The 22,945-nt window shown below is 61.8% G+C and carries 25 protein-coding genes and 1 tRNA gene; 12 read left to right on the top strand and 14 right to left on the bottom strand.

What is annotated here, in order from left to right; genetic code table 11:
- Window positions 1-318: 318 nt before the first annotated feature.
- Window positions 319-1,281, bottom strand: a complete 963-nt coding sequence (locus tag VWY75_RS07990; protein ID WP_340546683.1) for an acetyl-CoA carboxylase carboxyltransferase subunit alpha — start codon at window positions 1,279-1,281, stop codon at window positions 319-321.
- Between the two features lie 120 nt (window positions 1,282-1,401).
- Between VWY75_RS07990 and VWY75_RS07985 the strand changes: the two genes are divergently transcribed.
- On the top strand, window positions 1,402-2,238 hold the full coding sequence (locus tag VWY75_RS07985) for an AraC family transcriptional regulator (RefSeq protein ID WP_416534627.1): 837 nt from the start codon (window positions 1,402-1,404) through the stop codon (window positions 2,236-2,238).
- Window positions 2,239-2,241: 3 nt separating this feature from the next.
- Here the strand turns inward: VWY75_RS07985 and VWY75_RS07980 are convergent, their stop codons facing one another.
- Complete coding sequence (locus VWY75_RS07980; protein ID WP_416538198.1) at window positions 2,242-2,838, bottom strand: LysE family translocator; 597 nt, start codon at window positions 2,836-2,838, stop codon at window positions 2,242-2,244.
- Window positions 2,839-2,911: 73 nt separating this feature from the next.
- Here VWY75_RS07980 and VWY75_RS07975 point away from each other — a divergent pair, with 73 nt between their 5' ends.
- Window positions 2,912-3,364 carry an Lrp/AsnC family transcriptional regulator gene (locus VWY75_RS07975; protein WP_416534626.1) on the top strand — a complete coding sequence of 151 codons (453 nt, stop codon included), beginning with the start codon at window positions 2,912-2,914 and terminating at the stop codon, window positions 3,362-3,364.
- Between the two features lie 53 nt (window positions 3,365-3,417).
- Here VWY75_RS07975 and VWY75_RS07970 read toward each other — a convergent pair whose 3' ends face one another.
- Both VWY75_RS07970 and VWY75_RS07965 read right to left on the bottom strand, forming a co-directional pair.
- On the bottom strand, window positions 3,418-4,023 hold the full coding sequence (locus VWY75_RS07970) for a hypothetical protein (protein WP_416538199.1): 606 nt from the start codon (window positions 4,021-4,023) through the stop codon (window positions 3,418-3,420).
- A gap of 52 nt (window positions 4,024-4,075) precedes the next feature.
- Window positions 4,076-5,038 carry an L-malyl-CoA/beta-methylmalyl-CoA lyase gene (locus tag VWY75_RS07965; protein ID WP_340546688.1) on the bottom strand — a complete coding sequence of 321 codons (963 nt, stop codon included), beginning with the start codon at window positions 5,036-5,038 and terminating at the stop codon, window positions 4,076-4,078.
- 315 nt (window positions 5,039-5,353) lie between these two features.
- Here VWY75_RS07965 and dgcN point away from each other — a divergent pair, with 315 nt between their 5' ends.
- From dgcN to VWY75_RS07950, 3 genes are all read left to right on the top strand, one after another.
- Window positions 5,354-6,355 carry an N-acetyltransferase DgcN gene (dgcN, locus tag VWY75_RS07960; RefSeq protein WP_340546689.1) on the top strand — a complete coding sequence of 334 codons (1,002 nt, stop codon included), beginning with the start codon at window positions 5,354-5,356 and terminating at the stop codon, window positions 6,353-6,355.
- 174 nt (window positions 6,356-6,529) lie between these two features.
- Window positions 6,530-7,495 carry an N-acetyl-D-Glu racemase DgcA gene (gene dgcA, locus VWY75_RS07955; RefSeq protein WP_416538245.1) on the top strand — a complete coding sequence of 322 codons (966 nt, stop codon included), beginning with the start codon at window positions 6,530-6,532 and terminating at the stop codon, window positions 7,493-7,495.
- 10 nt (window positions 7,496-7,505) lie between these two features.
- Window positions 7,506-8,366 carry a D-amino-acid transaminase gene (locus VWY75_RS07950; RefSeq protein ID WP_416538200.1) on the top strand — a complete coding sequence of 287 codons (861 nt, stop codon included), beginning with the start codon at window positions 7,506-7,508 and terminating at the stop codon, window positions 8,364-8,366.
- Between the two features lie 79 nt (window positions 8,367-8,445).
- Here VWY75_RS07950 and VWY75_RS07945 read toward each other — a convergent pair whose 3' ends face one another.
- The 4 genes from VWY75_RS07945 to ald all read right to left on the bottom strand — a co-directional run bounded on the left by VWY75_RS07945 (window position 8,446) and on the right by ald (window position 12,099).
- Window positions 8,446-9,120 (bottom strand): type 1 glutamine amidotransferase domain-containing protein, encoded by a 675-nt coding sequence (locus VWY75_RS07945; RefSeq protein WP_416538201.1) that lies wholly within the window; start codon window positions 9,118-9,120, stop codon window positions 8,446-8,448.
- 30 nt (window positions 9,121-9,150) lie between these two features.
- Entirely contained in the window at window positions 9,151-10,182 is a 1,032-nt protein-coding gene (locus VWY75_RS07940; RefSeq protein WP_416538202.1) for an NADP-dependent oxidoreductase, read from the bottom strand.
- A 73-nt stretch (window positions 10,183-10,255) separates the two neighbouring features.
- Window positions 10,256-10,825, bottom strand: a complete 570-nt coding sequence (locus VWY75_RS07935) for a TetR/AcrR family transcriptional regulator (protein WP_416541649.1) — start codon at window positions 10,823-10,825, stop codon at window positions 10,256-10,258.
- A 158-nt stretch (window positions 10,826-10,983) separates the two neighbouring features.
- The gene (gene ald, locus VWY75_RS07930) at window positions 10,984-12,099 is read right to left on the bottom strand and encodes an alanine dehydrogenase (protein ID WP_340546695.1); all 1,116 of its coding nucleotides are present in this window, start codon (window positions 12,097-12,099) and stop codon (window positions 10,984-10,986) included.
- Window positions 12,100-12,236: 137 nt separating this feature from the next.
- On the opposite strand from ald, the gene VWY75_RS07925 reads away from it, so the two are divergent.
- From VWY75_RS07925 to ppk2, 3 genes are all read left to right on the top strand, one after another.
- Window positions 12,237-12,695, top strand: a complete 459-nt coding sequence (locus tag VWY75_RS07925) for an Lrp/AsnC family transcriptional regulator (protein ID WP_014875917.1) — start codon at window positions 12,237-12,239, stop codon at window positions 12,693-12,695.
- A gap of 102 nt (window positions 12,696-12,797) precedes the next feature.
- Window positions 12,798-14,387, top strand: a complete 1,590-nt coding sequence (locus VWY75_RS07920) for a GMC family oxidoreductase (RefSeq protein ID WP_416538204.1) — start codon at window positions 12,798-12,800, stop codon at window positions 14,385-14,387.
- A 217-nt stretch (window positions 14,388-14,604) separates the two neighbouring features.
- Window positions 14,605-15,522, top strand: a complete 918-nt coding sequence (gene ppk2 / locus VWY75_RS07915; protein ID WP_340546697.1) for a polyphosphate kinase 2 — start codon at window positions 14,605-14,607, stop codon at window positions 15,520-15,522.
- A 480-nt stretch (window positions 15,523-16,002) separates the two neighbouring features.
- Here ppk2 and rpsU read toward each other — a convergent pair whose 3' ends face one another.
- A complete protein-coding gene (gene rpsU / locus VWY75_RS07910; RefSeq protein ID WP_005614280.1) occupies window positions 16,003-16,209 on the bottom strand; it encodes a 30S ribosomal protein S21 in 207 nt (68 codons plus the stop codon).
- Window positions 16,210-16,450: 241 nt separating this feature from the next.
- Between rpsU and VWY75_RS07905 the strand changes: the two genes are divergently transcribed.
- Window positions 16,451-17,173, top strand: coding sequence for a COQ9 family protein (locus VWY75_RS07905; RefSeq protein ID WP_416538205.1), 723 nt, complete (start codon window positions 16,451-16,453; stop codon window positions 17,171-17,173).
- A gap of 91 nt (window positions 17,174-17,264) precedes the next feature.
- Window positions 17,265-18,275, top strand: a complete 1,011-nt coding sequence (locus VWY75_RS07900) for an NAD(P)H-quinone oxidoreductase (protein ID WP_416538206.1) — start codon at window positions 17,265-17,267, stop codon at window positions 18,273-18,275.
- A gap of 30 nt (window positions 18,276-18,305) precedes the next feature.
- Here VWY75_RS07900 and VWY75_RS07895 read toward each other — a convergent pair whose 3' ends face one another.
- Complete coding sequence (locus VWY75_RS07895) at window positions 18,306-19,163, bottom strand: DUF2189 domain-containing protein (RefSeq protein ID WP_416538207.1); 858 nt, start codon at window positions 19,161-19,163, stop codon at window positions 18,306-18,308.
- A gap of 214 nt (window positions 19,164-19,377) precedes the next feature.
- On the bottom strand, window positions 19,378-20,061 hold the full coding sequence (locus VWY75_RS07890) for a ribonuclease T2 family protein (RefSeq protein ID WP_416538208.1): 684 nt from the start codon (window positions 20,059-20,061) through the stop codon (window positions 19,378-19,380).
- A 142-nt stretch (window positions 20,062-20,203) separates the two neighbouring features.
- Here VWY75_RS07890 and VWY75_RS07885 point away from each other — a divergent pair, with 142 nt between their 5' ends.
- Both VWY75_RS07885 and VWY75_RS07880 read left to right on the top strand, forming a co-directional pair.
- Window positions 20,204-20,974, top strand: coding sequence for a DUF1013 domain-containing protein (locus VWY75_RS07885; protein WP_340546702.1), 771 nt, complete (start codon window positions 20,204-20,206; stop codon window positions 20,972-20,974).
- Window positions 20,975-21,229: 255 nt separating this feature from the next.
- Window positions 21,230-21,306: transfer RNA gene (locus VWY75_RS07880), tRNA-Met, on the top strand.
- 152 nt (window positions 21,307-21,458) lie between these two features.
- On the opposite strand, the gene recR is transcribed toward VWY75_RS07880, so the two are convergent.
- The 3 genes from recR to VWY75_RS07865 all read right to left on the bottom strand — a co-directional run bounded on the left by recR (window position 21,459) and on the right by VWY75_RS07865 (window position 22,942).
- Window positions 21,459-22,058, bottom strand: coding sequence for a recombination mediator RecR (recR, locus tag VWY75_RS07875; protein WP_416538209.1), 600 nt, complete (start codon window positions 22,056-22,058; stop codon window positions 21,459-21,461).
- A gap of 157 nt (window positions 22,059-22,215) precedes the next feature.
- Entirely contained in the window at window positions 22,216-22,560 is a 345-nt protein-coding gene (locus VWY75_RS07870; protein ID WP_019298230.1) for a YbaB/EbfC family nucleoid-associated protein, read from the bottom strand.
- A 10-nt stretch (window positions 22,561-22,570) separates the two neighbouring features.
- Entirely contained in the window at window positions 22,571-22,942 is a 372-nt protein-coding gene (locus VWY75_RS07865) for a hypothetical protein (RefSeq protein WP_416538210.1), read from the bottom strand.
- Between the last annotated feature and the right edge of the window lie 3 nt (window positions 22,943-22,945).

The raw sequence follows: 22,945 nt of genomic DNA, 5'->3' as shown, positions 1-22,945 counted from the left end.
GCAGCGGCGTAAGCCGGTGACGCGTGGCCGCGGGAGCGCTTGCGTACCGTTGCCCTGAGGGCCGGCGCTGATCGAGGATCGGAGGGAGCTGGATGACCGATCCCTCCTGTCTGGCCGATGAGGACGGCGAGACCGGGCCAGCAGTGCGGGCCGCTTTGCTCAGTTGCTGGTTGGCATCCGGTGATGCACCGCTGATGTCACAAAGCCGACCGGGCGAGGGTCGGCTTTGTCGGCTGCTGTAGTGATGGCCATGCGCCCTGGCCCGGGCCGATATCCGCCCGGCGCCGCAAGGATGCGGACTTCAGGGCGGGGAAGGCGTCAGGCCGCCAGCCCCTTGGAGCCGATGTCCAGGAACTTCTGGCGCCGGTCCTTGATCAGCGTGGCGGCATCTTTGCCCTCCAGCTCGGCCAGCATCTCCGCCAGCGCGCCGCGCACCGCCTCAAAGGCGGCTTCGGCATTGCGATGGGCGCCGCCGAGCGGTTCCGGGATGATCTTATCCACCACGGCCAGCTCCTTGAGGTTCTGGGCGGTAAGGCGCAGGGCTTCGGCGGCTTCACGCATTTTCTCGGCATCCTTCCACAGGATCGAGGCGCAGCCTTCGGGGCTGATCACGGAGTAAACCGAATGTTCCAGCATCGCGACGCGGTTCGCGGTGGCAAAGGCCACGGCACCACCGGAGCCGCCTTCGCCGATGATGATGGAGATCAGCGGTACACCGATCTTGAGGCACATCTCGGTTGAGCGGGCAATGGCTTCGGATTGGCCGCGTTCTTCGGCACCTTTGCCGGGATAGGCGCCTGCGGTGTCCACAAGGGTCACCACGGGCAGGCCGAAACGACCGGCCATTTCCATCAGGCGGATGGCCTTGCGGTAGCCTTCGGGGCGGGCCATGCCAAAGTTATGGGCGATGCGGGCCTTGGTGTTGGACCCTTTTTCATGGCCGATAACCATCACCGGCTGGTCGTTGAAGCGGGCCAGGCCGCCCATAACCGCCAGATCATCGGCAAAGTTCCGGTCACCGGCCAGTGGCGTGTATTCGGTGAACAGCGCATCAATGTAATCGCGGCAATGCGGCCGTTCGGGGTGACGCGCGACCTGACATTTGCGCCAGGGGGTCAGATCCTTGTAAAGATCGATCAGCAACTGCGCCGCCTTGGCGTCTAGCGCTGCGGCCTCATCTGTCAGATCGGCCTCTTCATTGGCCCGGGCCAGGGCGCGCAGTTCTTCCGCCTTGCCTTCGATTTCGGCCAACGGTTTCTCAAAATCCATGTACTGGGTCATGTCGTCTCACTCGAGCGGTTTGCCCGATATATGGCCTCAAGGGGCGGCGGATGCAACTCAGCAAGATTTGTGAAGTGTTGCTATGGCATCCAAAACCGGTCAGAAGAGGGACGTTTTCCGATGAGCAACTCCTATGAGGACCGCATTCTGCGTGTGCTGGCGTATATCTACGACAACCCCGAGGGGGATCTGTCGCTGGATGCGCTGGCGGATGTCGCGGCGATGTCGCGGTTCCATTGGCACCGGGTGTTTCGCGCCCTGACCGGGGAAACCTGCGCGCAGGCGGTGCGCCGTATCCGGCTGCATCTGGCGGCGACCGCTCTGGTGCAGGGCAGCGCGCGGATCGAGCGTATCGGCGAGGCTGCCGGCTATCCCAATCCACGTTCTTTTGCCCGTGTTTTCGCCGATGCCTATGGGGTGTCGCCCGCTGCGTTTCGCAAAAGGGGCCGTCTTCTGCCGCCAAATCCCAATCTGATTGCCAAAGGAGAACCCATGTTACCCGTTACCCTTCGCACCGAACCCGGCCGCAGGCTAGCCGCGCTTGCCCACAAAGGCGCCTATAGCGAGATTGGTCGCAGTTTCGAGGCCTTTTCCGCGCTTTGTACCGCGCGTAATCTCTGGCCGCAGATGCGCCAGATGATCGGTGTCTACCTCGACAGCCCGGATGCTGTTCCGGATGCGGAGCTGCGCAGCTTCGCCGGGGCCAGCACGGCCGATGACAGCGTCCTGCCGGAGGGGATGGAAGAGGTTGTCTTGCCCGGCGGCAAGACCGCAGTCCTGACTTACAAGGGGCCATACTCAGGGATACATGCCGCCTATGGCGATCTGTTCGGGGCCTGGTTGCCGCAGTCGCAGGAAGAGCCGGCCGATGCGCCCTGTTACGAGATCTATCTCAATGATCCGCATCAGGTCGCGCCGGAGGAGCTGCTGACCGAAATCTGCCTGCCGCTGAAGTGAGTGTCAGCCCTGTAGCAGGATCGCGGCCAGCGAGGCCAACAGCAGCGCCGCCATGGTCCAGTTGAATGCCCGCAGCTGAGCGGGCCGGGTCAGCAGCCGTCGCAGTTGCTGACCCAGAATGGTCCAGGTCGAGGCCGAGAAACTGCCAATCAGCAGATAGGTGCCCGATACCCAGAGGATCGCCGTCACATCGCGGCTGGCCGCATAGAGGGTGATCGCGCCGAGTGCCATTGCCCAGGCCTTTGGGTTGACCCATTGGAAGGCGCAGGCCTGAAGAAAGCTGAGCGGTGTGCCCTGTGCCTCGCCGTCCTGCGGCGGGGCCGCATTGGCGACCTTCCAGGCCAGCCAGAGCATATAGGCCACCGACAGGGCGGTCATGATCCAGGTGAGTGGCGGGAAGGCGTCGAACAGCTGCATCACGCCAAGGCCGACCGGCAGGATCATCAGCGGAAAACCGATCGCCACGCCAAGAAGATGTGGCAGGGTGCGCTGGAAACCGAAATTGGCGCCTGAGGCCATCAACATCAGATTGTTGGGACCGGGCGTGAAAACAGTGCCGAAGACAAAAGCCGCAAGGGCGAGGAAGAGTTCATAAGTCATGGCGATGAAAATGCAGGGTCTCGGCATGAATGAAATTGCGTTCTCTGCGTGAATGGATCATGTTTTGCAACAAATGGCGAAACTTGATCAAATAAACGACAAGATATTGCGTGAGCTGACCCGGGACGGGCGGATCAGCAATCTGGAGCTGGCCGACCGGGTTGGTCTGTCGCCCTCGGCCTGTCTGCGCCGGGTACAAGAGATGGAGCGCAGCGGTCTCATCACCGGCTACCGTGCGGTGTTGAACCGTCAGGCGCTGGGCGTGGGGTTTGTCACCTATATCGGCGTTGGCCTTGGCGAACACACCAAGGAGGCGCAGGAGGCCTTTGAGGTTGCGATGCGACAGGCGCCGGAGGTGGTGGAGTGCCACAATATCACCGGCACCATCGAATATCTGCTGCGGGTCGAATGCGCAGATCTGCCAAGTTACAAGAAGTTTCACACCGATATTCTGGGCACGTCGCCTTATGTCACTTCGATCACCACCTATGTGGTCATGGGATCGCCCAAGGATCTGCGGGCCTGAGCGCCGGGGTGGTGGTATTTTTGAGTATTTGACGAAAGGTGACAGGGCTGCTGTTACCCTTCGGCCAGGGCGGCGCGCATGGCGATGGCAGGGGAGGCCAGTACGGGGATCTCCGTTTTTACGAGATCAGCAGCCCCGGCCATCGAGGCCTGCGCCAGGACCACACAGGCGGTATCAGCCACCAAGGCCAGGCTGGTGCTGATCCAGGTGGCGATCTCGGTGTGGAACAACTCACTGTTGCCATTGGTGAAATGAGGCCAGAGGCCGGTCAGCGGCAGGCTGCGGATCTCGGCGGTCCGGCCATTTTGGGCGAAGGCGCGTTCGAGCAGCGCAGTGGAGGCCGCGCGGGTGCTGTCCAGGCAGTAGGCGAGCAGCACCGGACCGCCGATCTGGGCGGCGGCCTGCATCATCGGCCAGTCGAGTCGCGTGGCGCCAGCGGTTTCCGCCAGCTCGCCCAGCGTGGTGCAGGTGCACAGGGCGGGACCGGTGACCTGGCGGATCTCGGCGGTGACCTCCTCGCGCAGGGTGTCGTCGATGCCATTTTGCGCCCGTTCGAGCCAGTCGGGGCGGACAATGTGGTGCAGTTTTGCCGAGCCGGCCAGCGCCTCGAAGGTTGCCACATGGACGTCGGCCGTATGGATGAGCGTGAGGTCGGTCATGGTCTGCGCCTGTGGCTGGGCGGGAGCGCGGTTGCGCTCCCGGCTTTCTGGGTCAGCTGTTGCTGGCGATCAGGTCCGATTGGGCGACAATCACCTCGGCCTGTTTGATCGAGGCGATATCGACCAGGCGACCCTTGTAGACGGTGGCACCTTCGCCGTTGGCCTTGGCAGTTTCCATTGCGGCGAGGATTTCGCGGGCCTCGGAGACTGCCTCTTGTGACGGGGTGAAGACCTGATTGGCCAGTGCGATCTGTTTGGGGTGGATGGCCCATTTCCCGACCATCCCCAGCGTGGCGGAGCGTTTGGCCTGGGCGATATAGCCCTCGTCATCAGAGAAATCTCCGAATGGACCGTCCACCGGCAGGATGCCATGGGTGCGACAGGCGGCAACGATGGCGGCCTGCGCCCAGTGCCAGGGATCGGACCAGTGTTTTTCGCCCGCGCGCAGCATGTAGTAGTCTTCCTGCGTGCCGCCGATGCCGGTGGTCTGCATGCCCATTGAGGCCGCGAAATCCGCCGCACCCAGCGACATGGCCTGAAGGCGTGGGCTGCTGGCGGCGATGGCTTCGACATGGGCGATGCCCGCAGCGGATTCGATGATCACCTCAAAGGATACCGGTTTGCTGCGGCCCTTGGCGCGTTCAATGGCGGTGACCAGCGCGTCGACCGCATAGACGTCTTCAGCGCAGCCCACCTTGGGGATCATGATCTGATCGAGGCGGTCACCGGCCTGTTCCAGAAGATCCACAACATCGCGATACCAATAGGGCGTATCCAGCCCGTTGATGCGCACCGACATGTATTTGTTGCCCCAATCGACCGTGTTCAGGGCCTCGATCACATTGGCGCGGGCGCTGTCCTTGTCGGAGGGGGCTACCGAATCTTCCAGATCGAGGTTGATCACATCCGCTGCCGAGGCCGCCATTTTGGGAAAGAGCTTGGTGTTGGAGCCGGGGCCGAACAACTGGCAACGGTTGGGGCGGGCCGGGGCGGCGGGTTGGATGCGAAAACTCATGCTGGCGACCTTTGAGTAATGAAGTGTCAAATTTTCCTTCTGTTTTGGTATTAAATTACGATCCAACCTGCAAGGAATTTGTGCAAGCGCAGCATTGCAGATGCAGAAAGCGGCAGCTCTGACGCGTGCCTGCGGGCGCAACCAAGCAAGGAACGCGCGCATCCGTCGCGAGGATCGAATAATCTTCGTGTAATTTGCAAAAACGTCGAAGAAATCTGCGTTGACCTGCGGATATTGCGCGGAATTCGGGAGCCTCTCGCAGAGCGGCTCTCTTACACTCGCGCGGAACTCGACTTTTACTCAGGAGGCCCCGCCATGATCGAGACCCCGTATCTGCTGTTTCTGGGCGACGCGCCCGATATGCTGGCTGCCAAGGTGGCCATCGGTATCCGTGACTGGCGGCCCGACCATGCGGTGGGCCAGATCCGCCTGCCGGGCTGTGGTGCCGATCTGGGGCTGACCGACATGACGCTGGCAGAGGCCAAGGCCGCCGGTGCCAAGACGCTGGTGATCGGTGTTGCCAACCGGGGCGGCGTGATCTCTCCGGCGTGGAAAGAGGTGCTGATTGCGGCCCTCGAGATGGGCTATGATCTGGCGTCTGGCCTGCACAACCTGCTGCGCGATGAGGGCGATCTGGTGGCAGCTGCCCAGACCCATGGCGGCACCCTGCATGATGTGCGCGTGCCCACTGTTGGCTATCCGATCGCCAATGGGGTGAAGCGCAGCGGCAAGCGCTGTCTGGCGGTTGGCACGGATTGTTCGGTCGGCAAGATGTATACCGCGCTGGCGATGGATGCCGAGATGCAGGAACGCGGGATGAAGTCGTCCTTCCGCGCGACGGGTCAGACGGGTATTCTGATCACCGGCCAGGGCGTGCCGCTGGATGCCGTGATTGCGGATTTCATGGCCGGTGCCGTCGAGTATCTGACGCCGGACAATGAAGACGACCACTGGGATCTGATCGAAGGTCAGGGCTCTTTGTTTCACGTGTCGTATTCCGGGGTGACCATGGCACTGGTGCATGGTGGGCAGCCGGATGCGCTGATCCTGTGCCATGAGCCGACCCGTGAGCATATGCGTGGCCTGCCGGGATATAAGCTGCCGAGCCTGGAGCAGCTGCGTGATACCGCGCTGCCGCTGGCGCAGGTTTCCAACCCGGACTGCAAGGTTGTCGGCATTTCCGTCAACACCCAGCATTTGAGCGAGGAAGAGGCGAAATCCTACCTCGCCGAGGTCGAGGCGCGGATGGGTCTGCCTGCGGTTGACCCCTATCGCCATGGCGCTGGCCGTCTGGTGGACGCGCTGAACGCGGTGTGATCTAACCTCGCTGTCGCCGGGGTGGTCCGACAGGATCGGAGCCTCCGGCGGGAGTATTTCGGGAAAGATGACATCCGGGGCCTGCGTCCTTGCCGACGCCTTGTCCGGTTGGATCCCGCGCGGTCGGATTTGACCAAATAGAGATTGACTAAAACCGCAGTGATGGAGACAGCCATGCAGATCAGCGTGACCCCCGATACCTTCAAGTTGGCGCAGGTCTTTACCATCTCCCGCGGCTCGCGCACCGAGGCCAAGGTGCTGACGGTCCGCATTGAGCAGGATGGTATGACGGGCTGGGGCGAATGTGTGCCCTATGCGCGCTATGGCGAGACGCTTGAGAGTGTCACCGCCGAGATTGAAGGTCTGCCTGAGACATTTGGTCGTGAAGAGCTGCAATCGCTCCTGCCTGCGGGGGCGGCGCGCAACGCAGTGGATTGTGCGCTATGGGATCTGGAAGCGAAACGGGCGGGCAAGCGCGTCTGGGAGCTGGCAGGTCTGCCTGAGCCAAAGCCCGAGATCACCGCCTATACGCTGTCGCTTGACAGCCCTGAAAACATGCAGGCGCAGGCAGCGAAGAATGCCCATCGTCCGCTTCTGAAGATCAAGCTGGGGACCGCTGACGATATGGCCCGCCTGGAAGCCGTGCGCGCGGGTGCGCCTGATGCGCGGATCATCGTTGATGCCAATGAGGGGTGGAGCGCGGAGGTCTATGCCGATCTTGCCCCGCATCTGGTGCGGCTGGGTGTGGCGCTGGTCGAACAGCCGCTGCCCGCGGGAGAGGATGAGGCCCTGTTGGGGATGGAGCGGCCGGTGCCGGTCTGCGCCGATGAGAGCTGCCATGACCGTGAGAGCCTTGCTGCGCTTGAAGGAAAATATGACGTCATCAATATCAAGCTGGACAAGACCGGCGGGCTGACCGAAGCGCTGAAACTGCGCGAGGCGGCACTGGCGCGGGGCTTTGATGTGATGGTCGGCTGCATGGTGGGATCGTCTCTGGCGATGGCCCCTGCGACACTGGTGGCGCAGGGTGCGGTGGTCACGGACCTTGACGGGCCGCTGCTTCTGGCCGAAGACCGCGAGGAACCGTTGAATTTCGACGCAGCCGGCGTGCACCCGCCGAACGCAGCCTTGTGGGGTTAAGGAGACCAAGATGACCCGTACCGTATATGTGAATGGCGAATACCTGCCCGAGACCGAAGCCAAGGTCTCCATTTTTGACCGCGGCTTTCTGATGGCGGATGCGGTCTATGAGGTGACATCGGTTCTGGGCGGCAAGCTGATCGATTTCGAAGGTCACGCCGTGCGTCTGAAGCGCTCGCTGGATGAGCTGGAGATGGCGGAGCCCTGCTCGAAGGAAGAGCTGCTGGAGATCCACCGCAAGCTGGTTGAACTGAACGGTATCGAGGAAGGCCTGGTCTATCTGCAGGTCAGCCGTGGCTCGGACGGGGATCGTGATTTTGTGTTCCCCTCTGCCGATACCCAGCCGACGCTGGTGCTGTTTACCCAGAACAAACCCGGTCTTGCGGACAGCCCGGCAGCCAAGAAAGGCGCCAAGATCATCTCGATCGAGGACATCCGCTGGGGCCGTCGCGACATCAAGACCGTGCAGCTGCTCTACCCCTCCATGGGCAAGATGATGGCCAAGAAGGCCGGCGCAGATGACGCCTGGATGATCGAGGATGGTCATGTGACCGAGGGGACGTCGAACAACGCCTATTTCGTCAAGGATGGCGTGATCGTCACCCGCCCGCTGTCCAATGACATTCTGCACGGCATCACTCGCAAGGCGGTTCTGCGCATGGCGGAAGAGGCGCAGCTGAAAGTGGAAGAGCGCCTGTTCACCATCGAGGAAGCCAAGGCGGCGGATGAGGCCTTTACCACCTCGGCTTCTGCTTTTGTGATGCCGGTTGTTGAAATTGATGGTGTAGCGCTGGGCAATGGTACGCCGGGCCCGATCGCCAAGCGCCTGCGCGAGATCTATCTGGAAGAAAGCATGAAAGAAGCGATCTGATCGTGCTGTTCTGCGAGACCGGAAAAGGCCGCCCCCGTGATGGAGGGCGGCCTTTTTATTGGTGGTCTGTCGCGCGTCGTTAGAGAAGCGACATCAGCTTGCGGGCTGCATCCTCGGAGGAGGCCGGGTTCTGTCCGGTGACCAGCTTGCCGTCGATGATGGCAAATTCCGCCCAGTCGTCCTGTTTTTCATATAGGCCGCCATTGGCTTTCAGCATGTCCTCGACCAGGAAGGGCACCACATCGGTGAGGCCAACGGCCTCTTCCTCGGTGTTGGTGAATCCGGTGACACGCTTGCCCGCCACCAGCGGTTTGCCATCGGCCCCCTCGGTGTGGCGGAACACGGCCGGGGCGTGGCAGACGGCGCCGACCGGGCGGTCGCTCCGGGCGAACCCTTCGATCAGGCGGCGGCTGTCGGCGTCTTCGGCCAGATCCCAGAGCGGGCCGTGGCCACCGGGGTAGAAGATCGCATCGAAACCTGCGTCTGTCACCTCGGACAGCACCTTGGTGTTGGCCAAGGCGCCCTGTGCGGCGGGATCGTCCTTGAACCGGCGGGTGGCTTCGGTCTGGGCGCTGTCATCGTCGCTTTTGGGGTCAAGTGGCGGCTGGCCGCCCTTGGGCGAGGCCAGCGTGACTTCGGCTCCGGCATCTTTGAACACGTAGTAGGGGGCGGCGAATTCCTCCAGCCAGAAGCCGGTTTTTTCGCCCGTGTCGCCCAGTTGGTCGTGGGATGTGAGAATCATCAGGATTTTCATCTCGGGTCTCCTTTCCATATGAAGTTCAGATCAGTCGGCGAGGTGAATGACGCGTTTGCCAAAGGCCTCGCCTCTCAGGAGGCCAACGAATGCGGCGGGCGCTTGTTCCAGACCTTCGATCATTTCCTCGCGGTATTTCACTTTGCCGTCCTGTACCCAGCCGGTCATCTGCTTGGCGAACTCCGGGTAGAGGTGGCCGAAATCGTCAAAGACAATGAAGCCGCGCATGGTGATGCGCTTGCGCAGCAGCTGGCCCATCAGATAGTTCATCCGGTCGGGGCCGTCGGGCAGGGCGGTGGCATTATACTGGGAGATGAGGCCGCAGAGCGGGATCCGAGCCGAGGGGTTCAACAGCGGCATCACCGCATCGAAGACTGCACCGCCGACGTTCTCGAAATAGATGTCGATGCCATCCGGGACCGCCTTGGCGAGATCGTCGGCAAAGCTATCAGTCTTGTAATCTATGCAGGCGTCAAAGCCCAAAGTGTCGACGACATGCTGGCATTTTTCGGCCCCGCCGGCGATGCCAACAACGCGCAAACCGAGGATCTTGCCGATCTGGCCAACGGTCGCGCCCACGGGTCCGCTGGCGCCTGCGACCACCAGTGTTTCGCCTTCCTTTGGCTGGCCGATCTGGGTGAGACCCGCCCAGGCGGTGAGACCGGGCATGCCCAGAACACCAAGCGCCCAAGAGGGGTTCTGCGGGGTCTTGCCCATATTGATGGTGAGGGTTCCATCAGACAGTGCATAGTCCTGCCAGCCGCCGAAGGCGACAACCCAGTCGCCCGGTTCGTACCCCTGAAGGTTGGAGGTCACGACCTGGGCAACGGTGCCGCCCACCATGACCTCTCCGATTTCGACCGGAGCGGCATAAGACGGGGCGCTGCTCATCCGGCCGCGCATGTAGGGGTCCAGCGACAGGTATTCGTTGCGCAGCAGCATCTGGCCTTCGCCGGGGGTCGGGATGTCGCTGGTTTCCAGGCGCAGGGTGCTGTCGGTCGGCTCACCCTTGGGGCGCTCTGCGAGGACGAATTTGCGGTTGGTGCTGTCGGACTGTGGCATGGGATGGTTCCTCTCTGATGAAGTTACGAACTAGACCGATCGTCTAGTGGCTGGAAAATTTTTTTGGCGCGGATCAGCTCTGCGGTGGTGGGAGCATGATCAGGGTCTGGGACATGGCGGTTTCAAACGGCGCGCCGTCCTGAGACAGATGTGCCATGAGGCTGGCGCCCAGCCAGATCTGGTAGAGGGTTGTGGCGGTCTGGTCTGGATCGACACTGGCGGCCAGAGACCCATCCGCCTGCGCGCCGCGAAGGCAGTCGGACAGGCGGGCGACGATCGATTCCACGCCGTGTTGCAGGATCGCGCGCATGTCGGCGGACAGATCGGACACTTCTGCTGCTAGCTTCACGATCAGGCATTTCTGCTCTGCGTTGCCGGAGATCTGGCGATCTTTCCAGCAGCGGAAATAGCCCAGCACCTGATCCCGCCCCGATTGTTCAGGATCATTCAGCGTGTGCCGGATCTCCAGCCGGTATTGATCAACATAGTGGCGCAGGAGCGCGCAGCCATAATCCTCTTTCGAGGCGAAATAGTGATAGAAGGAGCCTTTGGGCACCTGCGCCGTGCTCAGCAGCTCGGTCAGGCCAACCGAGGTGTAGCCGCGCTGTGCGGTCAGCTTGCGGCCGGTGTCCAGAATTTGCATGCGTGTCTCACTCATGACGCTAGACATAAGCTGACTAGACCGATTGTCTAGTGGCGCTTGCAGAATTATTTCTGCGGCGGATCAAACCTGCTGAAAATGCGACAAGGCCCCGCGATTGCGGGGCCTTGTTCAGGCTGATGCCAAGTGTGAGGGAGGTGTTACTTGATCATCAGTTGTGGGGAGACGACGTCGATACCCAGTGCCTTGCCGACGGCGAAATAGGTCAGCTTGCCCGCGTGGACGTTCAGACCGTTCAGCAGGTGCGGATCATCGGCGCAGGCCTGTTTCCATCCTTTGTTGGCGAGGTTCAGCATGAAGGGCAGGGTCGCATTGCCCAGAGCCTGGGTCGAGGTGCGCGCGACGGCGCCCGGCATGTTGGCCACGCAGTAGTGCATGATGCCGTCGACTTCGTAGATCGGGTCGGCGTGGGTGGTGGCTCTGGAGGTCTCGAAGCAGCCGCCCTGGTCGATAGCGACGTCGACCAGAACCGCACCCGGCTTCATCTCGCTGAGCTGTGCACGGGAGACCAGTTTCGGCGCCGCGGCACCGGGGATCAGAACCGCACCGATCACCATATCGGCGTCACGGACCAGCTCAGCGGTGGCACCAGCGGTGGAATACTGGTTCTTGAAGTCGCGACCGAAGACATCGTCGAGGTACTTCAGGCGTGTGAGCGACCGGTCGAGAATGGTGACATCTGCGCCCATGCCCGCAGCGATCTTGGCCGCATGGGTGCCGACCACACCGCCGCCGATCACAACAACCTTGGCGGGGGCCACGCCGGGCACGCCGCCCATCAGAACGCCACGGCCACCGTTTGCCTTTTGCAGGGTGTATGCGCCAACCTGCGGGGCCAGACGGCCGGCCACTTCGGACATCGGCGCCAGCAGCGGCAGGCCGCCACGGTCGTCGGTCACGGTTTCATAGGCGATGGCGGTACAGCCGCTTTCCAGAAGGTCCTTTGTCTGCTCCGGATCGGGGGCCAGGTGCAGATAGGTGAACAGCAGCTGGCCTTCGCGCAGCATCTTGCGCTCAACGGCCTGGGGTTCCTTGACCTTCACGATCATGTCGGCGGTGGCGAAGATCTCTTCGGCGGTGTCGATGATGGCGGCACCAGCGGCGACGTAATCCTCATCGGTGAAACCTGCACCCATGCCAGCACCGGCCTGGATCAGGACAGAATGTCCGTGGTTAACGGCTTCACGGGCGGCGTCCGGCGTCATGCCGACGCGGAATTCCTGCGGCTTGATCTCTGTGGGGCATCCGATTTTCATGTAATCACTCCTCCTACATGCTTGCGCTATTGTGCCGCAGGCGCAGTGAAAAGTGCTTCTTTTTTGGGCAGATTAAAAAGGTGCAGATCGAAGGTTCTTCGAATATATTGTAACTTTGACGAAGGATCTTTCACCATATGTCACTTGATCACACGGATCGTCGGATCTTGCAGGTGTTGCAGAAGCAGGGCCGGATCTCTAACGCAGAGCTGAGCGAACAGGTTAACCTGTCGGCGTCGGCCTGCCACCGACGGGTCCAGCGCCTGGAGGCGGATGGCTATATCCGCAATTATGTCGCGCTGCTGGATGCACGCAAGATGAACCTGCCCGCAACGGTATTTGTGGAGATTACCCTGCAAAGCCAGGCCGACGAGCTGCTGGACGCGTTTGAGAAGGCAGTGGCACGCATTCCGGATGTGCTTGAATGTCATCTGATGGCGGGAACGGCGGATTACATCCTGAAAGTGGTGGCTGAAAACACCGATGATTTCGCCCGCATCCATCGCCAGCATCTGACGCGACTGCCCGGCGTGGCGCAGATGCAAAGCTCCTTTGCGCTGCGTACGGTGTTCAAGACCACGGCGCTGCCGGTCTGACCGGGGCAGCGCCCCTGTGGCAGGGCGGCTTGTCAGGCTCCGTGATCTGGGAAAGACTGCTCCGGCAGAACAAGACGGCAGGATCGTCGCGGGCGGGGGCATATGGACTGGGACTATATCATCATTGGCGCGGGCAGCGCGGGGTGTGTGCTGGCCAACCGGTTGAGTGCCGCAGGGCAGCGCGTGCTGCTGTTGGAAGCGGGAGGCCGGGACAGCTACCATTGGGTGCATATCCCGATGGGATATCTCTATTGCATCAACAATCCGCGTACCGACTGGATGTATCGGACCGAGGCCGAGGCCGGGCTGAACGGGCGGGCGCTGATCTATCCGCGTGGCAAGGTGCTGGGCGGCTGTTCCTCCATCAACGGGATGTTGTACCTGCGCGGACAGGCGGCGGATTATGACGGCTGGCGTCAGCGCGGCCTGACCGGCTGGGGCTGGGACGACGTTCTGCCCTATTTCAAGAAGTCAGAGGATTATGTCGAAGGGCCGTCCGATCTGCACGGCTCGGGCGGCGAATGGCGGGTGGAAAACCAGCGGCTGCATTGGGATGTGCTGGACGACTGGATGCAGGCGGCCGCGGACTGGGGGCTGCCAAAGGTCACGGATTTCAACACCGGTAACAACGAAGGAGTCGGTTACTTCCGGGTGAATCAGCGTGGCGGCTTGCGGATGAACACCGCAAAGGCGTTTCTGCGGACCGCAACCGGCGAGACACTGAAGGTCGAGACCGGCGCCCATACACGGCGCATTCTGATCGAAGAGGGCCGGGCGGTGGGCGTGGAGTACAGCCAGGGGGGCGTGGTCAGGACCGCGCGGACGCGGGGGGAAATCGTGCTGTCGGCGGGCGCAATCAACAGCCCTCAGATCCTGCAACTCTCTGGCCTGGGTCCGGCGGAACTGCTGCGGGCGCATGGGATCGAGGTGCATCGTGACCTACCTGAGATTGGGCGGAACCTTCAGGATCATTTGCAGCTGCGCTGCGCCTGGCGGCTGAGCGGGGCAAAGACGCTGAACACGCTGGCAAACTCGCTGATTGGCAAGGTGAAGATCGCTGCCGAATATGCGCTGCGCCGGTCTGGCCCGATGTCGATGGCGCCCAGTCAGCTGGGTGCGTTTTCACGGTCGCGCCCGGATCTGGCGACGCCGGATCTGGAGTATCACGTGCAGCCCCTGACGCTGGAGGCCTTTGGTCAGCCGCTGCATGACTTTCCGGGGCTGACGGCGAGTGTGTGCAACCTGCGGCCCGAAAGCCGGGGTGAGGTGGCGATCACCAGCGCCGATCCGATGCAGGCGCCGCGTATTGCACCCAATTACCTGTCAACCGCAGGCGATCGTCAGGTCGCGGTCGCCGCGATCCGGCAGGCACGCGCGATCATGGGGCAGTCCGCCATGCGCCGCTATCTGCCGGAGGAGCTGAAGCCGGGCGGCGGATCCGATGAGGAGGCGGATCTGATGCAGGCAGCGGGTGATATCGGCACCACGATATTTCACCCGACCTGTACGGTGCGGATGGGCATCGAGGAGGCGGCGCCGGTGGATGGGGCGCTTCGGCTGCGCGGAGTGGCGGGGCTGCGGGTGGTTGATGCCAGTGTGATGCCGGTGATTCCCAGCGGCAATACCAATGCCCCCACAATCATGATCGCGGAAAAGGCAGCTGACATGATTTTGAGTGATCATCGCGCGTAATTGGCGTTTCTCGCACCGTGCCCCCTTGCGCCCGTTCGGATTATTCGATTCCCTGTTCTGACCCTGTCGGCGGTCGCGCCACGGGGAGCGATGGCCTGTTGGCAGTGACGGCGCGGAGTGCCGACGGATCTCTGCGACGGTATGGTGTGACATGAAACAATCACATCCGCCTGCTACTGCCGCGTGACTGACCACTAACCGACCAAGGAGCCCGAGCGTGACCAGCGAGTATGACCCTGATTCCTTTGACTGGCTGGACGCTGAACTTCAGGACACGTTGGACGAAGATTTCGAGATCGAGTTCGCCGAACCGATGCTGTCGATGGAGCTGCGCAAGATCTATCGCTCACAGCATCCGGAGATGCTGGACCGTAAGGTCTATTTCCGCAATCTGCTGCGGTTGCAGGCGGAGCTGATCAAGGTGCAGGACTGGGTCCAGCACACTGGGGCAAAGGTCTGCATTCTGTTTGAGGGCCGCGACAGCGCAGGCAAGGGCGGGGTGATCAAGCGGATCACCCAGCGCCTGAACCCGCGGGTAGCGCGGGTGGTGGCCTTGCCCGCCCCCAGCCGCCGTGAGCAGAGCCAGTGGTATTTCCAGCGCTATGTGCCGTATCTGCCGGCGGCGGGTGAAATCGTGCTCTTTGACCGCTCCTGGTACAATCGCGCCGGGGTGGAGCGGGTCATGGGATTTGCCAGCGATGACCAGGTCGAACAGTTCTTTCAGGACGTTCCCGAATTCGAGCGGATGCTGGTTCGGTCGGGCATCATCCTGCTGAAATACTGGTTCTCCATCACCGATGAAGAACAGCAGCTGCGGTTTCTCATGCGGATCCATGATCCGATGAAACAGTGGAAGCTGTCGCCGATGGATCTGGAGAGCCGAATCCGCTGGGAGCAGTATACCAAGGCCAAGGAAGATATGTTCGAGCGCACCAATATCCCGGAAGCGCCCTGGTATATCGTCGAGGGCAACGACAAGAAGCGCGAGCGGCTGAACTGTATCGAGCATCTGCTGACGAAGATTCCATATAGCGAGGTGCCGAGCGAACGGGTCTCGCTGCCGGACCGGGAGTACAAGCCCGATTACGAACGCCGGGTGCTGCCGGATGACCTCTACGTGCCCAAGATCTACTGACGGCAGGCCGTTTGTCGCGTCTGGACAGCCGCCGGGACCGGGCCCTGGCTGCGCCTGATCGGGCGGGCGCGCAGGCGTGGTGCGGGGCTGTTAGGGAAAGCGCAGTCAGGGCGCTGTCTACCCGTGGGCTCTGAGGAGAGAAGGAACCCGGAGCGGCAAATGCCTTGGTTGTAAGGGGGTAAGACAAGCGCCTGATGGGGGGGAGACGCTGCCTGCTCCGGGTTTAAACCACCGGGTGTTCCAGATCCGATGGAGCGGGCAGCTGCTGGGGAAACGCTTCAGCCTGCCCGTGCATTAACCAGACTAGCGCAGTTTTCCTGAAACGAACACACGTATTGCGTGTATTTTTTGATAAAATATTAATTTTATAGGCGACGGATTGTCGCACTCGCTATTTTCGGGGAGGGCAAAAACGACAAACCCCCGCGGCAAAGCCTCGGGGGTCGTCAATTTTGCGTCCAGAACTGCGGATCAAAGGGCTCAGAGGAGGCCTTCGCGCTGTGCTTTCTTACGTGCCAGTTTACGGGCACGGCGAATCGCTTCAGCTTTCTCACGCGCTTTTTTCTCGGACGGCTTCTCGAAATGTTGCTTGAGCTTCATTTCGCGGAAGACGCCTTCACGCTGCAGCTTTTTCTTCAGGGCACGAAGCGCCTGATCGACGTTATTGTCGCGAACACTAACCTGCATGTGGTTTTCACCACCTTTCTAAGTTGAGTTGCAAGGATTTGCAGGAGCTGGCCATATAGCAAGGTCGTGCTAGCTTGTCCAGTGCCGGGCAGGGGCGGTGCAGATGCTCCTGTAGCTGTTTGATGCGTCATTGTCGCTGAGCCAAACGGTCCGGGCGTGTCTGTCCGCGCCGCAGGTGATACCCGGTGTCCAGAAGACGCGATTGCGATTAGAGAGAGATGAGATTTCGGAAGGCGATATCATGACGATTGAGGATCACACCGACCCGCGCTCCGTGCCTGAGGCGGGCGACACCATCGAGCGGCTGCTGAATGCCGCATTACTGCATGTGCCCTTTGATGGCTGGAGCGCCTCGACATTCTCTGCAGCTGTGGCGGACGCCGGGGTTGACCCGGCGCTGGCGGAGGCGTTGTGCCCACGCGGCGCGGTAGATCTGGCGGTTGCCTTTCACAGGCGTGGTGATCAGCTGATGCTTGAGCGATTGGCGCAAGAGGACATGACCGGCCTGCGGTTTCGCGACAAGATCGCACGGGCGGTGCGTCTGCGGCTGGAGGTCGTCGACGATAAGGAGGCCGTGCGCCGTGGCACCACTTTGTTTTCGCTGCCACAATACGCAGGCGATGGTGTTCGGCTGATCTGGGGCACGGTGGATGCGATCTGGACCGCGCTTGGCGATTCTTCGGAGGATATCAACTGGTACACCAAGCGGGGATCGCTTGCGGGCGTTTATTCTTCGACCGTGCTCTATTGGCTGGGAGACGACAGTCTGAACCACCAGGCCAGCTGGGAGTTTCTCGACCGTCGCATCGATAACGTCATGCAGTTCGAGAAACTGAAGGCGCAGGTGCAGTCCAACCCGTTGCTGAAACCTCTGCTGGTGGGGCCGAACTGGCTGGCCCAGCAGATAAAGGCGCCGAGCGCGCGCGACGACCTGCCGGGCAGCTGGTCGACCCCGCGGCGCTGATGGGCGCAACGTTCTGGTTGCCTGTGCCAATGCAACGTCTTTGACGGGCAGCCGTCCTTTGCTAGGCAGTGACAACAGCGGAGGAATGCCAATGACCGAGATGATGCAGGCGATTGAGATTCGCGAGCCGGGTGGGCCTGAGGTTTTGCAGGGCTGTGCCCGCCCGATGCCGACCCCGGCGCATGGGCAGGTGGTTCTGAAAGTGGCCTATGCAGGCGTCAATCGCCCGGATGCGCTGCAACGCGCGGGCAAATACGCACCTCCCCCGACCGCCAGCGACCTGCCGGGCCTGGAAGCCTCAGGCGAGGTGGTCGCCATTGGCGCCGGGGTCAGCGAGCTGACTGTGGGCGACCGGGTCTGTGCGCTGCTACCCGGCGGCGGCTATGCCGAATACGTCGCGACGCCAGCGGCGCATTGCCTGCCGGTGCCTGAGGGGCTGTCTATGAAGCAGGCGGCCTGCCTGCCGGAGACCTGTTTCACCGTCTGGTCCAACGTCTTTACCCGCGGGGGCCTGTTGGCCGGGGAGCGGTTTCTTGTTCACGGAGGGTCATCCGGTATCGGAACAACCGCGATTCAGCTTGCTTCGCAGCTGGGCGCGCGGGTCTTCACGACCGCCGGATCAGATGAGAAATGTGCGGCGTGCCTGAGGCTTGGGGCCGAACGGGCGATCAATTACCGCGATGAGGATTTCGTCGAGGTAATGAAGAGCGAAGGCGGGGCCAATCTGATTCTGGACATGGTGGGCGGCGACTATATTCCGCGCAACGTGCGTGCGCTCGCGGATGATGGCCGCATGGTCCACATCGCGTTTCTGTCAGGTCCGAAGGTGGAGTTGAACTTTGCCCAGGTCATGGCGCGGCGTCTGACGCTGACCGGATCAACACTGCGACCACAGAGCGATCTGGCAAAGGCGCAGATTGCGCGGGATCTGCGCGAGGTGGTCTGGCCACTTATCGAGGCAGGGAAATTCGCGCCGGTGATGGACCAGACCTTTGCCCTAGAAGAGGCGGCGGCGGCCCATGCACGGATGGAAAGCTCTGCGCATATCGGCAAGATTGTTCTGGAGGTCGGCGGCGAGGGTTGGCCCTGCCGCGCGGGCTGATCGTGCTGGCGCGGTTGTCGCCGGCACGTGTCAGGCAACGGCCCGACGATAGAGATGCCAGGTGGCGTGTCCCAATACCGGGACCACCACGATCATGCCCGCAAACATCGGGATCGCAGCGACCAGCAGCGCAAGCGCGACAATGAGGCCCCAGACCAGCGAGACCCAGAGATTCCGGCGCACCACGCGCAGGGATGTGGCGACAGCGATGGGCAGGCCGACATGCCGGTCCAGCAACAGCGGAAAAGACACAAGGCTGACCGCGAGCGCTGCAAAGGCGAAGATCCCGCCTACGGTGCCGCCGATCACCAGCATTGCCCAGCCGGCACCGGTGGTGAAGATATCCTGGGTAAAGGCCGCCAGAGATGTCGGGGCCTCGGGCCCGAGCGTGCGGTTGTAGATCGCCGCAGCCACCGTCAGCCAGAGGATGCAGAGCGCGGCCAGATATAGGCCCAGCATCAGGATCGACAGGAACGCCGGGGAGCGCAGCACGGCAAAGGCGTCCATCCAGCGCGGTGTGAAACCGGCCTCGCGGCGTGATGACATCTCATAGAGCCCAACGGCGGCGACCGGGCCAACCAGCGCAAATCCGAGGACCAGCGGGAGGATCAACGGCAGGAGGTTCATCGACAGGCTGAGGACAACCAAGGCCACGCCAATCAGCGGGTAGAGAAAGACAAGCGCCATGGCGTCAGACCGGCAGGCCGCGAAATCCTGCCACCCGGCCCGCAGCGCAGCACCGAGGTCTGCCATGTCCAGCTGGAGCACGCGGGGCATCGCGCCTGCCTTGTCACTGCCCAGATGGTCCACCGAAGCGGAGAGATGGGAACTGGTCAGGCCAACGGATTTTGCCAGCCAGCTGATGGGGTTTCCGATGGTTCGTGCCATGATTATTCCTCTCGGGTTCGCGCAGTGCGCGGCAGTCCGGTCAAGGGAGGTGAGCACGACAGGTCCGGATCTGAGGTGCTCTCAGAGTGGTGCATATGCTCAGTCTACCATAAAGACAGCGCAAATTGGGTCACTATGGCGCGAGGGATGCCATTTCCCGGTGCCTCTCCCTGTGCTTCGGCGCAGGAGTCGTCTGGCCGTGCGGATTGCAGCGCTAGCGGATCGGCTCGAACACCGCGTTTTTCTGCGTGCAGTCCCGGATCACATCGCGGCCGCAGGGCACGGGTCTCAGCTCGCGGGACAGACAGATGCGAGCTTCCTGGATGTGGCCATCGCGGCAGGTGATGGTCAGCGTGTCGGGCTTCAGATCGGGGTTGTCCTGCAGAAAGGCCTGCTCCACCAGACTGGCGGGTAGGGTCACGGCTTGGGTCAGCCTGCGAAAGGCACGCGGTCGGTTGATCTCTGCATAGGCCTGCCGGGAGAGGGCGAAATATTCGCCAGCGGACAGGCCACTACAGGTTCCGTGTTTCTTCCACTGATGCCAGGCGAGGCCGGAGGTCCCCATGATGTCGGCCATCTGCTGCGTCTGCTGGCGGGTCGGCGGCGCCTCTGCGGTGCGGCAGTAGCTCGGCCAGCCACGATGGAACTGCGGCCAGAGCCCATGCAGGGTCCAGCCATGATCGTGGCGGGGGTCGCATTGCTCGGACCGTTTGGCATCGCCTTCCAGCGCACACCAGTTCGGCGACCAGCTGAGACTGAGGACATAGTAGTCGAACTGCCCGGCAATCTCGCCTTCGGCTGTTGCCTGTCTCGGCGATGTCGCGGCAAAGGCGATGCCCAGTCCGACAGTTGCTACCGCAATAAGGGCTGCCTTCAGGGTCCGTTTGATGCCGCGCATTCGCCTCTTTCCTTATAGAAACATCGCGACTATATAGAATTGAAGTTCCCCGACAACGGAAACCGCCCCAAATCGGGGAAGCCTCTTTCAGGCGACGGGAAAGATGTATCTGGGACAACCGTGTTACTAAGGAGATGAGCGCATGGCAAAACCGTTGATGGCCAAGGCGACCGCCGTGTGGCTGGTGGACAATACCACGATCAGCTTCAAACAGATTGCCGATTTTGTCGGTATGCACGAGCTGGAAATCCAGGGCATCGCTGATGGCGATGTGGCTGCTGGCGTCAAAGGGTTCGACCCGGTTGCCAACAACCAGCTGACGCAGGAAGAGGTGGATAAGGCCGAAAACAACCCGCTGCATAAGCTGAAGTTGAAGTTCAACCCGGCTGCTGCCGGTGAAGAGAAACGCCGTGGACCGCGCTACACGCCGCTGTCCAAGCGTCAGGACCGTCCGGCGTCGATCTACTGGCTGGTGAAGTTCCACCCTGAGCTGTCCGATGGCCAGATTTCCAAGCTGGTGGGCACCACCAAGCCGACCATTCAGGCGATCCGCGAGCGGACCCATTGGAACATTGCCAATATCCAGCCGATCGACCCGGTCGCGCTGGGCCTGTGTAAACAGTCCGAACTGGATGCCGCCGTACAGAAAGCCGCCGCCAAGAAGGCTGCCGAAGGTGGTGTGATGAGCGATGACGAACGTCGCAAGTTGGTGTCGACTGAACAGTCGCTGGAGATGGACGCAGAGCCCCGTATGCCGTCGGCGATCGAGGGTCTGGAGACCTTTACCCTCGGTGGCAGCGACAAGCCGAGCCGTGCCGAAGAAGAGGATGTGGTTGACGCTGACAGCTTCTTCAACCTGCCTGCCGGTGGCGATGACGAGGATGACGAGGACGATACGGATCCCCGTTTCTAAGCCACACGCGCCCCTGCACAGGGGTGACGCAAGATAGAAAAAAGCCACGGGATGCACAGCGTTCCGTGGCTTTTTTGCGTTTCAGGCGCCTTGCCTTCGGGGTGGCTGTGGCGTGGATGCTGGCAGGCCGCTGAGCTGCGGGCAGGCCAATTATTCGACCGTTACAAAAAATTCGCCTTTCGGTGCGGATCGCTGCATTTTTCTGACATTTCTGCCTTGACGCGCGGCCGTGGCTGGCGTACCTCGCACCCCGACGGCGCGGTAGCTCAGTTGGTTAGAGCGAACGACTCATAATCGTTAGGTCGGGAGTTCGAGTCTCCCCCACGCCACCATTTCTCCTTGAAAACAAAGACTCGACCACTGGCATAGTGCTGGGTGACTGCGCGGCGTTTCCGCCTGTGAACATCAGCGTCCAGCCGCTGTGTCTGATCAGATATCGCCTGGGCATGGGGCGTGGCCGTGGGCCAAGGGTGGCACGGGCGTGTCAGATGTCCTTGCGGGCGCGCAGGGCCGCCGTGATGGTGCCTTCGTCGAGGTAATCCAGTTCTCCGCCGATGGGCACGCCCTGTGCAAGAGAGGTGAGTCGAACCCGGCCGTTGAGCTGATCGGCAATGTAATGCGCCGTGGTCTGGCCGTCGATCGTGGCGTTGAGCGCCAGAATCACCTCCGTGACGTTTTCGGCTTGAACCCGGTCCTCCAGACGGGGAATGCGCAGCTCGTCAGGGCCGACGGCATCCAGCGCCGACAGCGTGCCGCCAAGCACGTGATAGCGCCCTTTGAAGACCGCCGCCCGCTCCATCGCCCAGAGATCCGCGACATCCTCCACCACGCAGAGTTCGCCATTGGCGCGGGTCATATCCTCGCAGATGGTACAGAGATCGCTGGTGCCGACATTGCCGCAGTTGAGGCATTCACGAGCCGTGGCTGCAACGTCACTCATCGTTTCAGCCAGTGGTGTCAGCAGCAGGGCGCGTTTGCGGATCAGGTGCAAGACCGCCCGGCGGGCAGAGCGCGGCCCCAGCCCCGGCAGTTTGGCCATCAGGGCAATCAGGTCTTCGATATCGGTGGTGGAGTTCTTGATCATGCCTAACGCCCCTATCTGCCCTGCTATATAGGCTGATTGCCCTTGGAAAGCACAAGGGGGCGCAGGCAGTCTGTTCAGGTTTTGTTTTACAGTGCCTGCGGAGCAAAAGAAAAGGCGGCCACAGGGCCGCCTGATCGGGTCTGCATGATGCCGCAGCTTAGAACGGCAGCTTGATATCCTTGGGCAGGCCCATGCTTTCGGTCAGCTTGGCCATTTCGTCCTGCGCCTTCTCGGCTGCCTTCGCTTGGGCATCCTTGATCGCGGCGAGGATCAGGTCTTCGACCACTTCCTTGTCGTCGCCGTTGAAGATCGACGGGTCGATATCCAGCGCCTTCAGATCGCCCTTGGCCGAGGCGGTTGCCTTCACCAGACCTGCGCCTGCTTCGCCGGTGACCATGACATTGTGCAGGTCTTCCTGCATCTGCGCCATTTTGGTTTGCAGTTCCTGTGCCGATTTCATCATCTTGGCCATGTCGCCAAGACCGCCGAGGCCTTTGAGCATCTGTTTTCTCCTAAGTGCGAGGGCGCAGCGCGCCGTAAGTCATCCCGGCACATATCGCAACTGCAAGGCCGATGAACAAGTGGGGTGGCGCCAAGCAATCTTCTGCAAGGTCGTAGGCTACCGCATAATTCAGCGCGTTTTCGTACCGGTCAATCGCAACGACAAAGGCAAGACCGGCCCAGAGCACGGCAGCGATTGCGAAGGTCGGGCGGTTTCGTGTGGTCAGAGCGATGCCCGCAAGGGCAAGCAACGCAAGGGACACGGGCAGGGTGGAGAGGCCCATCAACTCATCCCAGGCGGTGGCCGGACCATCACCCGGTTTCCAAAACGGTCGTTCCTTATCACAGACTTCTGCAATTGCTGCGGCGGGAAACAGCGTCATTAT

It is taken from the genome of Phaeobacter sp. JH20_08 (assembly GCF_048056635.1).
GTDB lineage: Bacteria > Pseudomonadota > Alphaproteobacteria > Rhodobacterales > Rhodobacteraceae > Phaeobacter > Phaeobacter bryozoorum.
The sequence above is the reverse complement of the archived record's forward strand: the minus strand, read 5'-3'. Positions and strand labels throughout refer to the sequence as shown.

Coding starts and splice junctions, on each gene's coding strand:
- VWY75_RS07990 (WP_340546683.1), bottom strand. CDS start 1,281: ATGACCCAGTACATGGATTTTGAGAAACCGTTGGCCGAAATCGAAGGC.
- VWY75_RS07985 (WP_416534627.1), top strand. CDS start 1,402: ATGAGCAACTCCTATGAGGACCGCATTCTGCGTGTGCTGGCGTATATC.
- VWY75_RS07980 (WP_416538198.1), bottom strand. CDS start 2,838: ATGACTTATGAACTCTTCCTCGCCCTTGCGGCTTTTGTCTTCGGCACT.
- VWY75_RS07975 (WP_416534626.1), top strand. CDS start 2,912: ATGGCGAAACTTGATCAAATAAACGACAAGATATTGCGTGAGCTGACC.
- VWY75_RS07970 (WP_416538199.1), bottom strand. CDS start 4,023: ATGACCGACCTCACGCTCATCCATACGGCCGACGTCCATGTGGCAACC.
- VWY75_RS07965 (WP_340546688.1), bottom strand. CDS start 5,038: ATGAGTTTTCGCATCCAACCCGCCGCCCCGGCCCGCCCCAACCGTTGC.
- dgcN (WP_340546689.1), top strand. CDS start 5,354: ATGATCGAGACCCCGTATCTGCTGTTTCTGGGCGACGCGCCCGATATG.
- dgcA (WP_416538245.1), top strand. CDS start 6,530: ATGCAGATCAGCGTGACCCCCGATACCTTCAAGTTGGCGCAGGTCTTT.
- VWY75_RS07950 (WP_416538200.1), top strand. CDS start 7,506: ATGACCCGTACCGTATATGTGAATGGCGAATACCTGCCCGAGACCGAA.
- VWY75_RS07945 (WP_416538201.1), bottom strand. CDS start 9,120: ATGAAAATCCTGATGATTCTCACATCCCACGACCAACTGGGCGACACG.
- VWY75_RS07940 (WP_416538202.1), bottom strand. CDS start 10,182: ATGCCACAGTCCGACAGCACCAACCGCAAATTCGTCCTCGCAGAGCGC.
- VWY75_RS07935 (WP_416541649.1), bottom strand. CDS start 10,825: ATGCAAATTCTGGACACCGGCCGCAAGCTGACCGCACAGCGCGGCTAC.
- ald (WP_340546695.1), bottom strand. CDS start 12,099: ATGAAAATCGGATGCCCCACAGAGATCAAGCCGCAGGAATTCCGCGTC.
- VWY75_RS07925 (WP_014875917.1), top strand. CDS start 12,237: ATGTCACTTGATCACACGGATCGTCGGATCTTGCAGGTGTTGCAGAAG.
- VWY75_RS07920 (WP_416538204.1), top strand. CDS start 12,798: ATGGACTGGGACTATATCATCATTGGCGCGGGCAGCGCGGGGTGTGTG.
- rpsU (WP_005614280.1), bottom strand. CDS start 16,209: ATGCAGGTTAGTGTTCGCGACAATAACGTCGATCAGGCGCTTCGTGCC.
- VWY75_RS07905 (WP_416538205.1), top strand. CDS start 16,451: ATGACGATTGAGGATCACACCGACCCGCGCTCCGTGCCTGAGGCGGGC.
- VWY75_RS07900 (WP_416538206.1), top strand. CDS start 17,265: ATGACCGAGATGATGCAGGCGATTGAGATTCGCGAGCCGGGTGGGCCT.
- VWY75_RS07895 (WP_416538207.1), bottom strand. CDS start 19,163: ATGGCACGAACCATCGGAAACCCCATCAGCTGGCTGGCAAAATCCGTT.
- VWY75_RS07890 (WP_416538208.1), bottom strand. CDS start 20,061: ATGCGCGGCATCAAACGGACCCTGAAGGCAGCCCTTATTGCGGTAGCA.
- VWY75_RS07885 (WP_340546702.1), top strand. CDS start 20,204: ATGGCAAAACCGTTGATGGCCAAGGCGACCGCCGTGTGGCTGGTGGAC.
- recR (WP_416538209.1), bottom strand. CDS start 22,058: ATGATCAAGAACTCCACCACCGATATCGAAGACCTGATTGCCCTGATG.
- VWY75_RS07870 (WP_019298230.1), bottom strand. CDS start 22,560: ATGCTCAAAGGCCTCGGCGGTCTTGGCGACATGGCCAAGATGATGAAA.
- VWY75_RS07865 (WP_416538210.1), bottom strand. CDS start 22,942: ATGACGCTGTTTCCCGCCGCAGCAATTGCAGAAGTCTGTGATAAGGAA.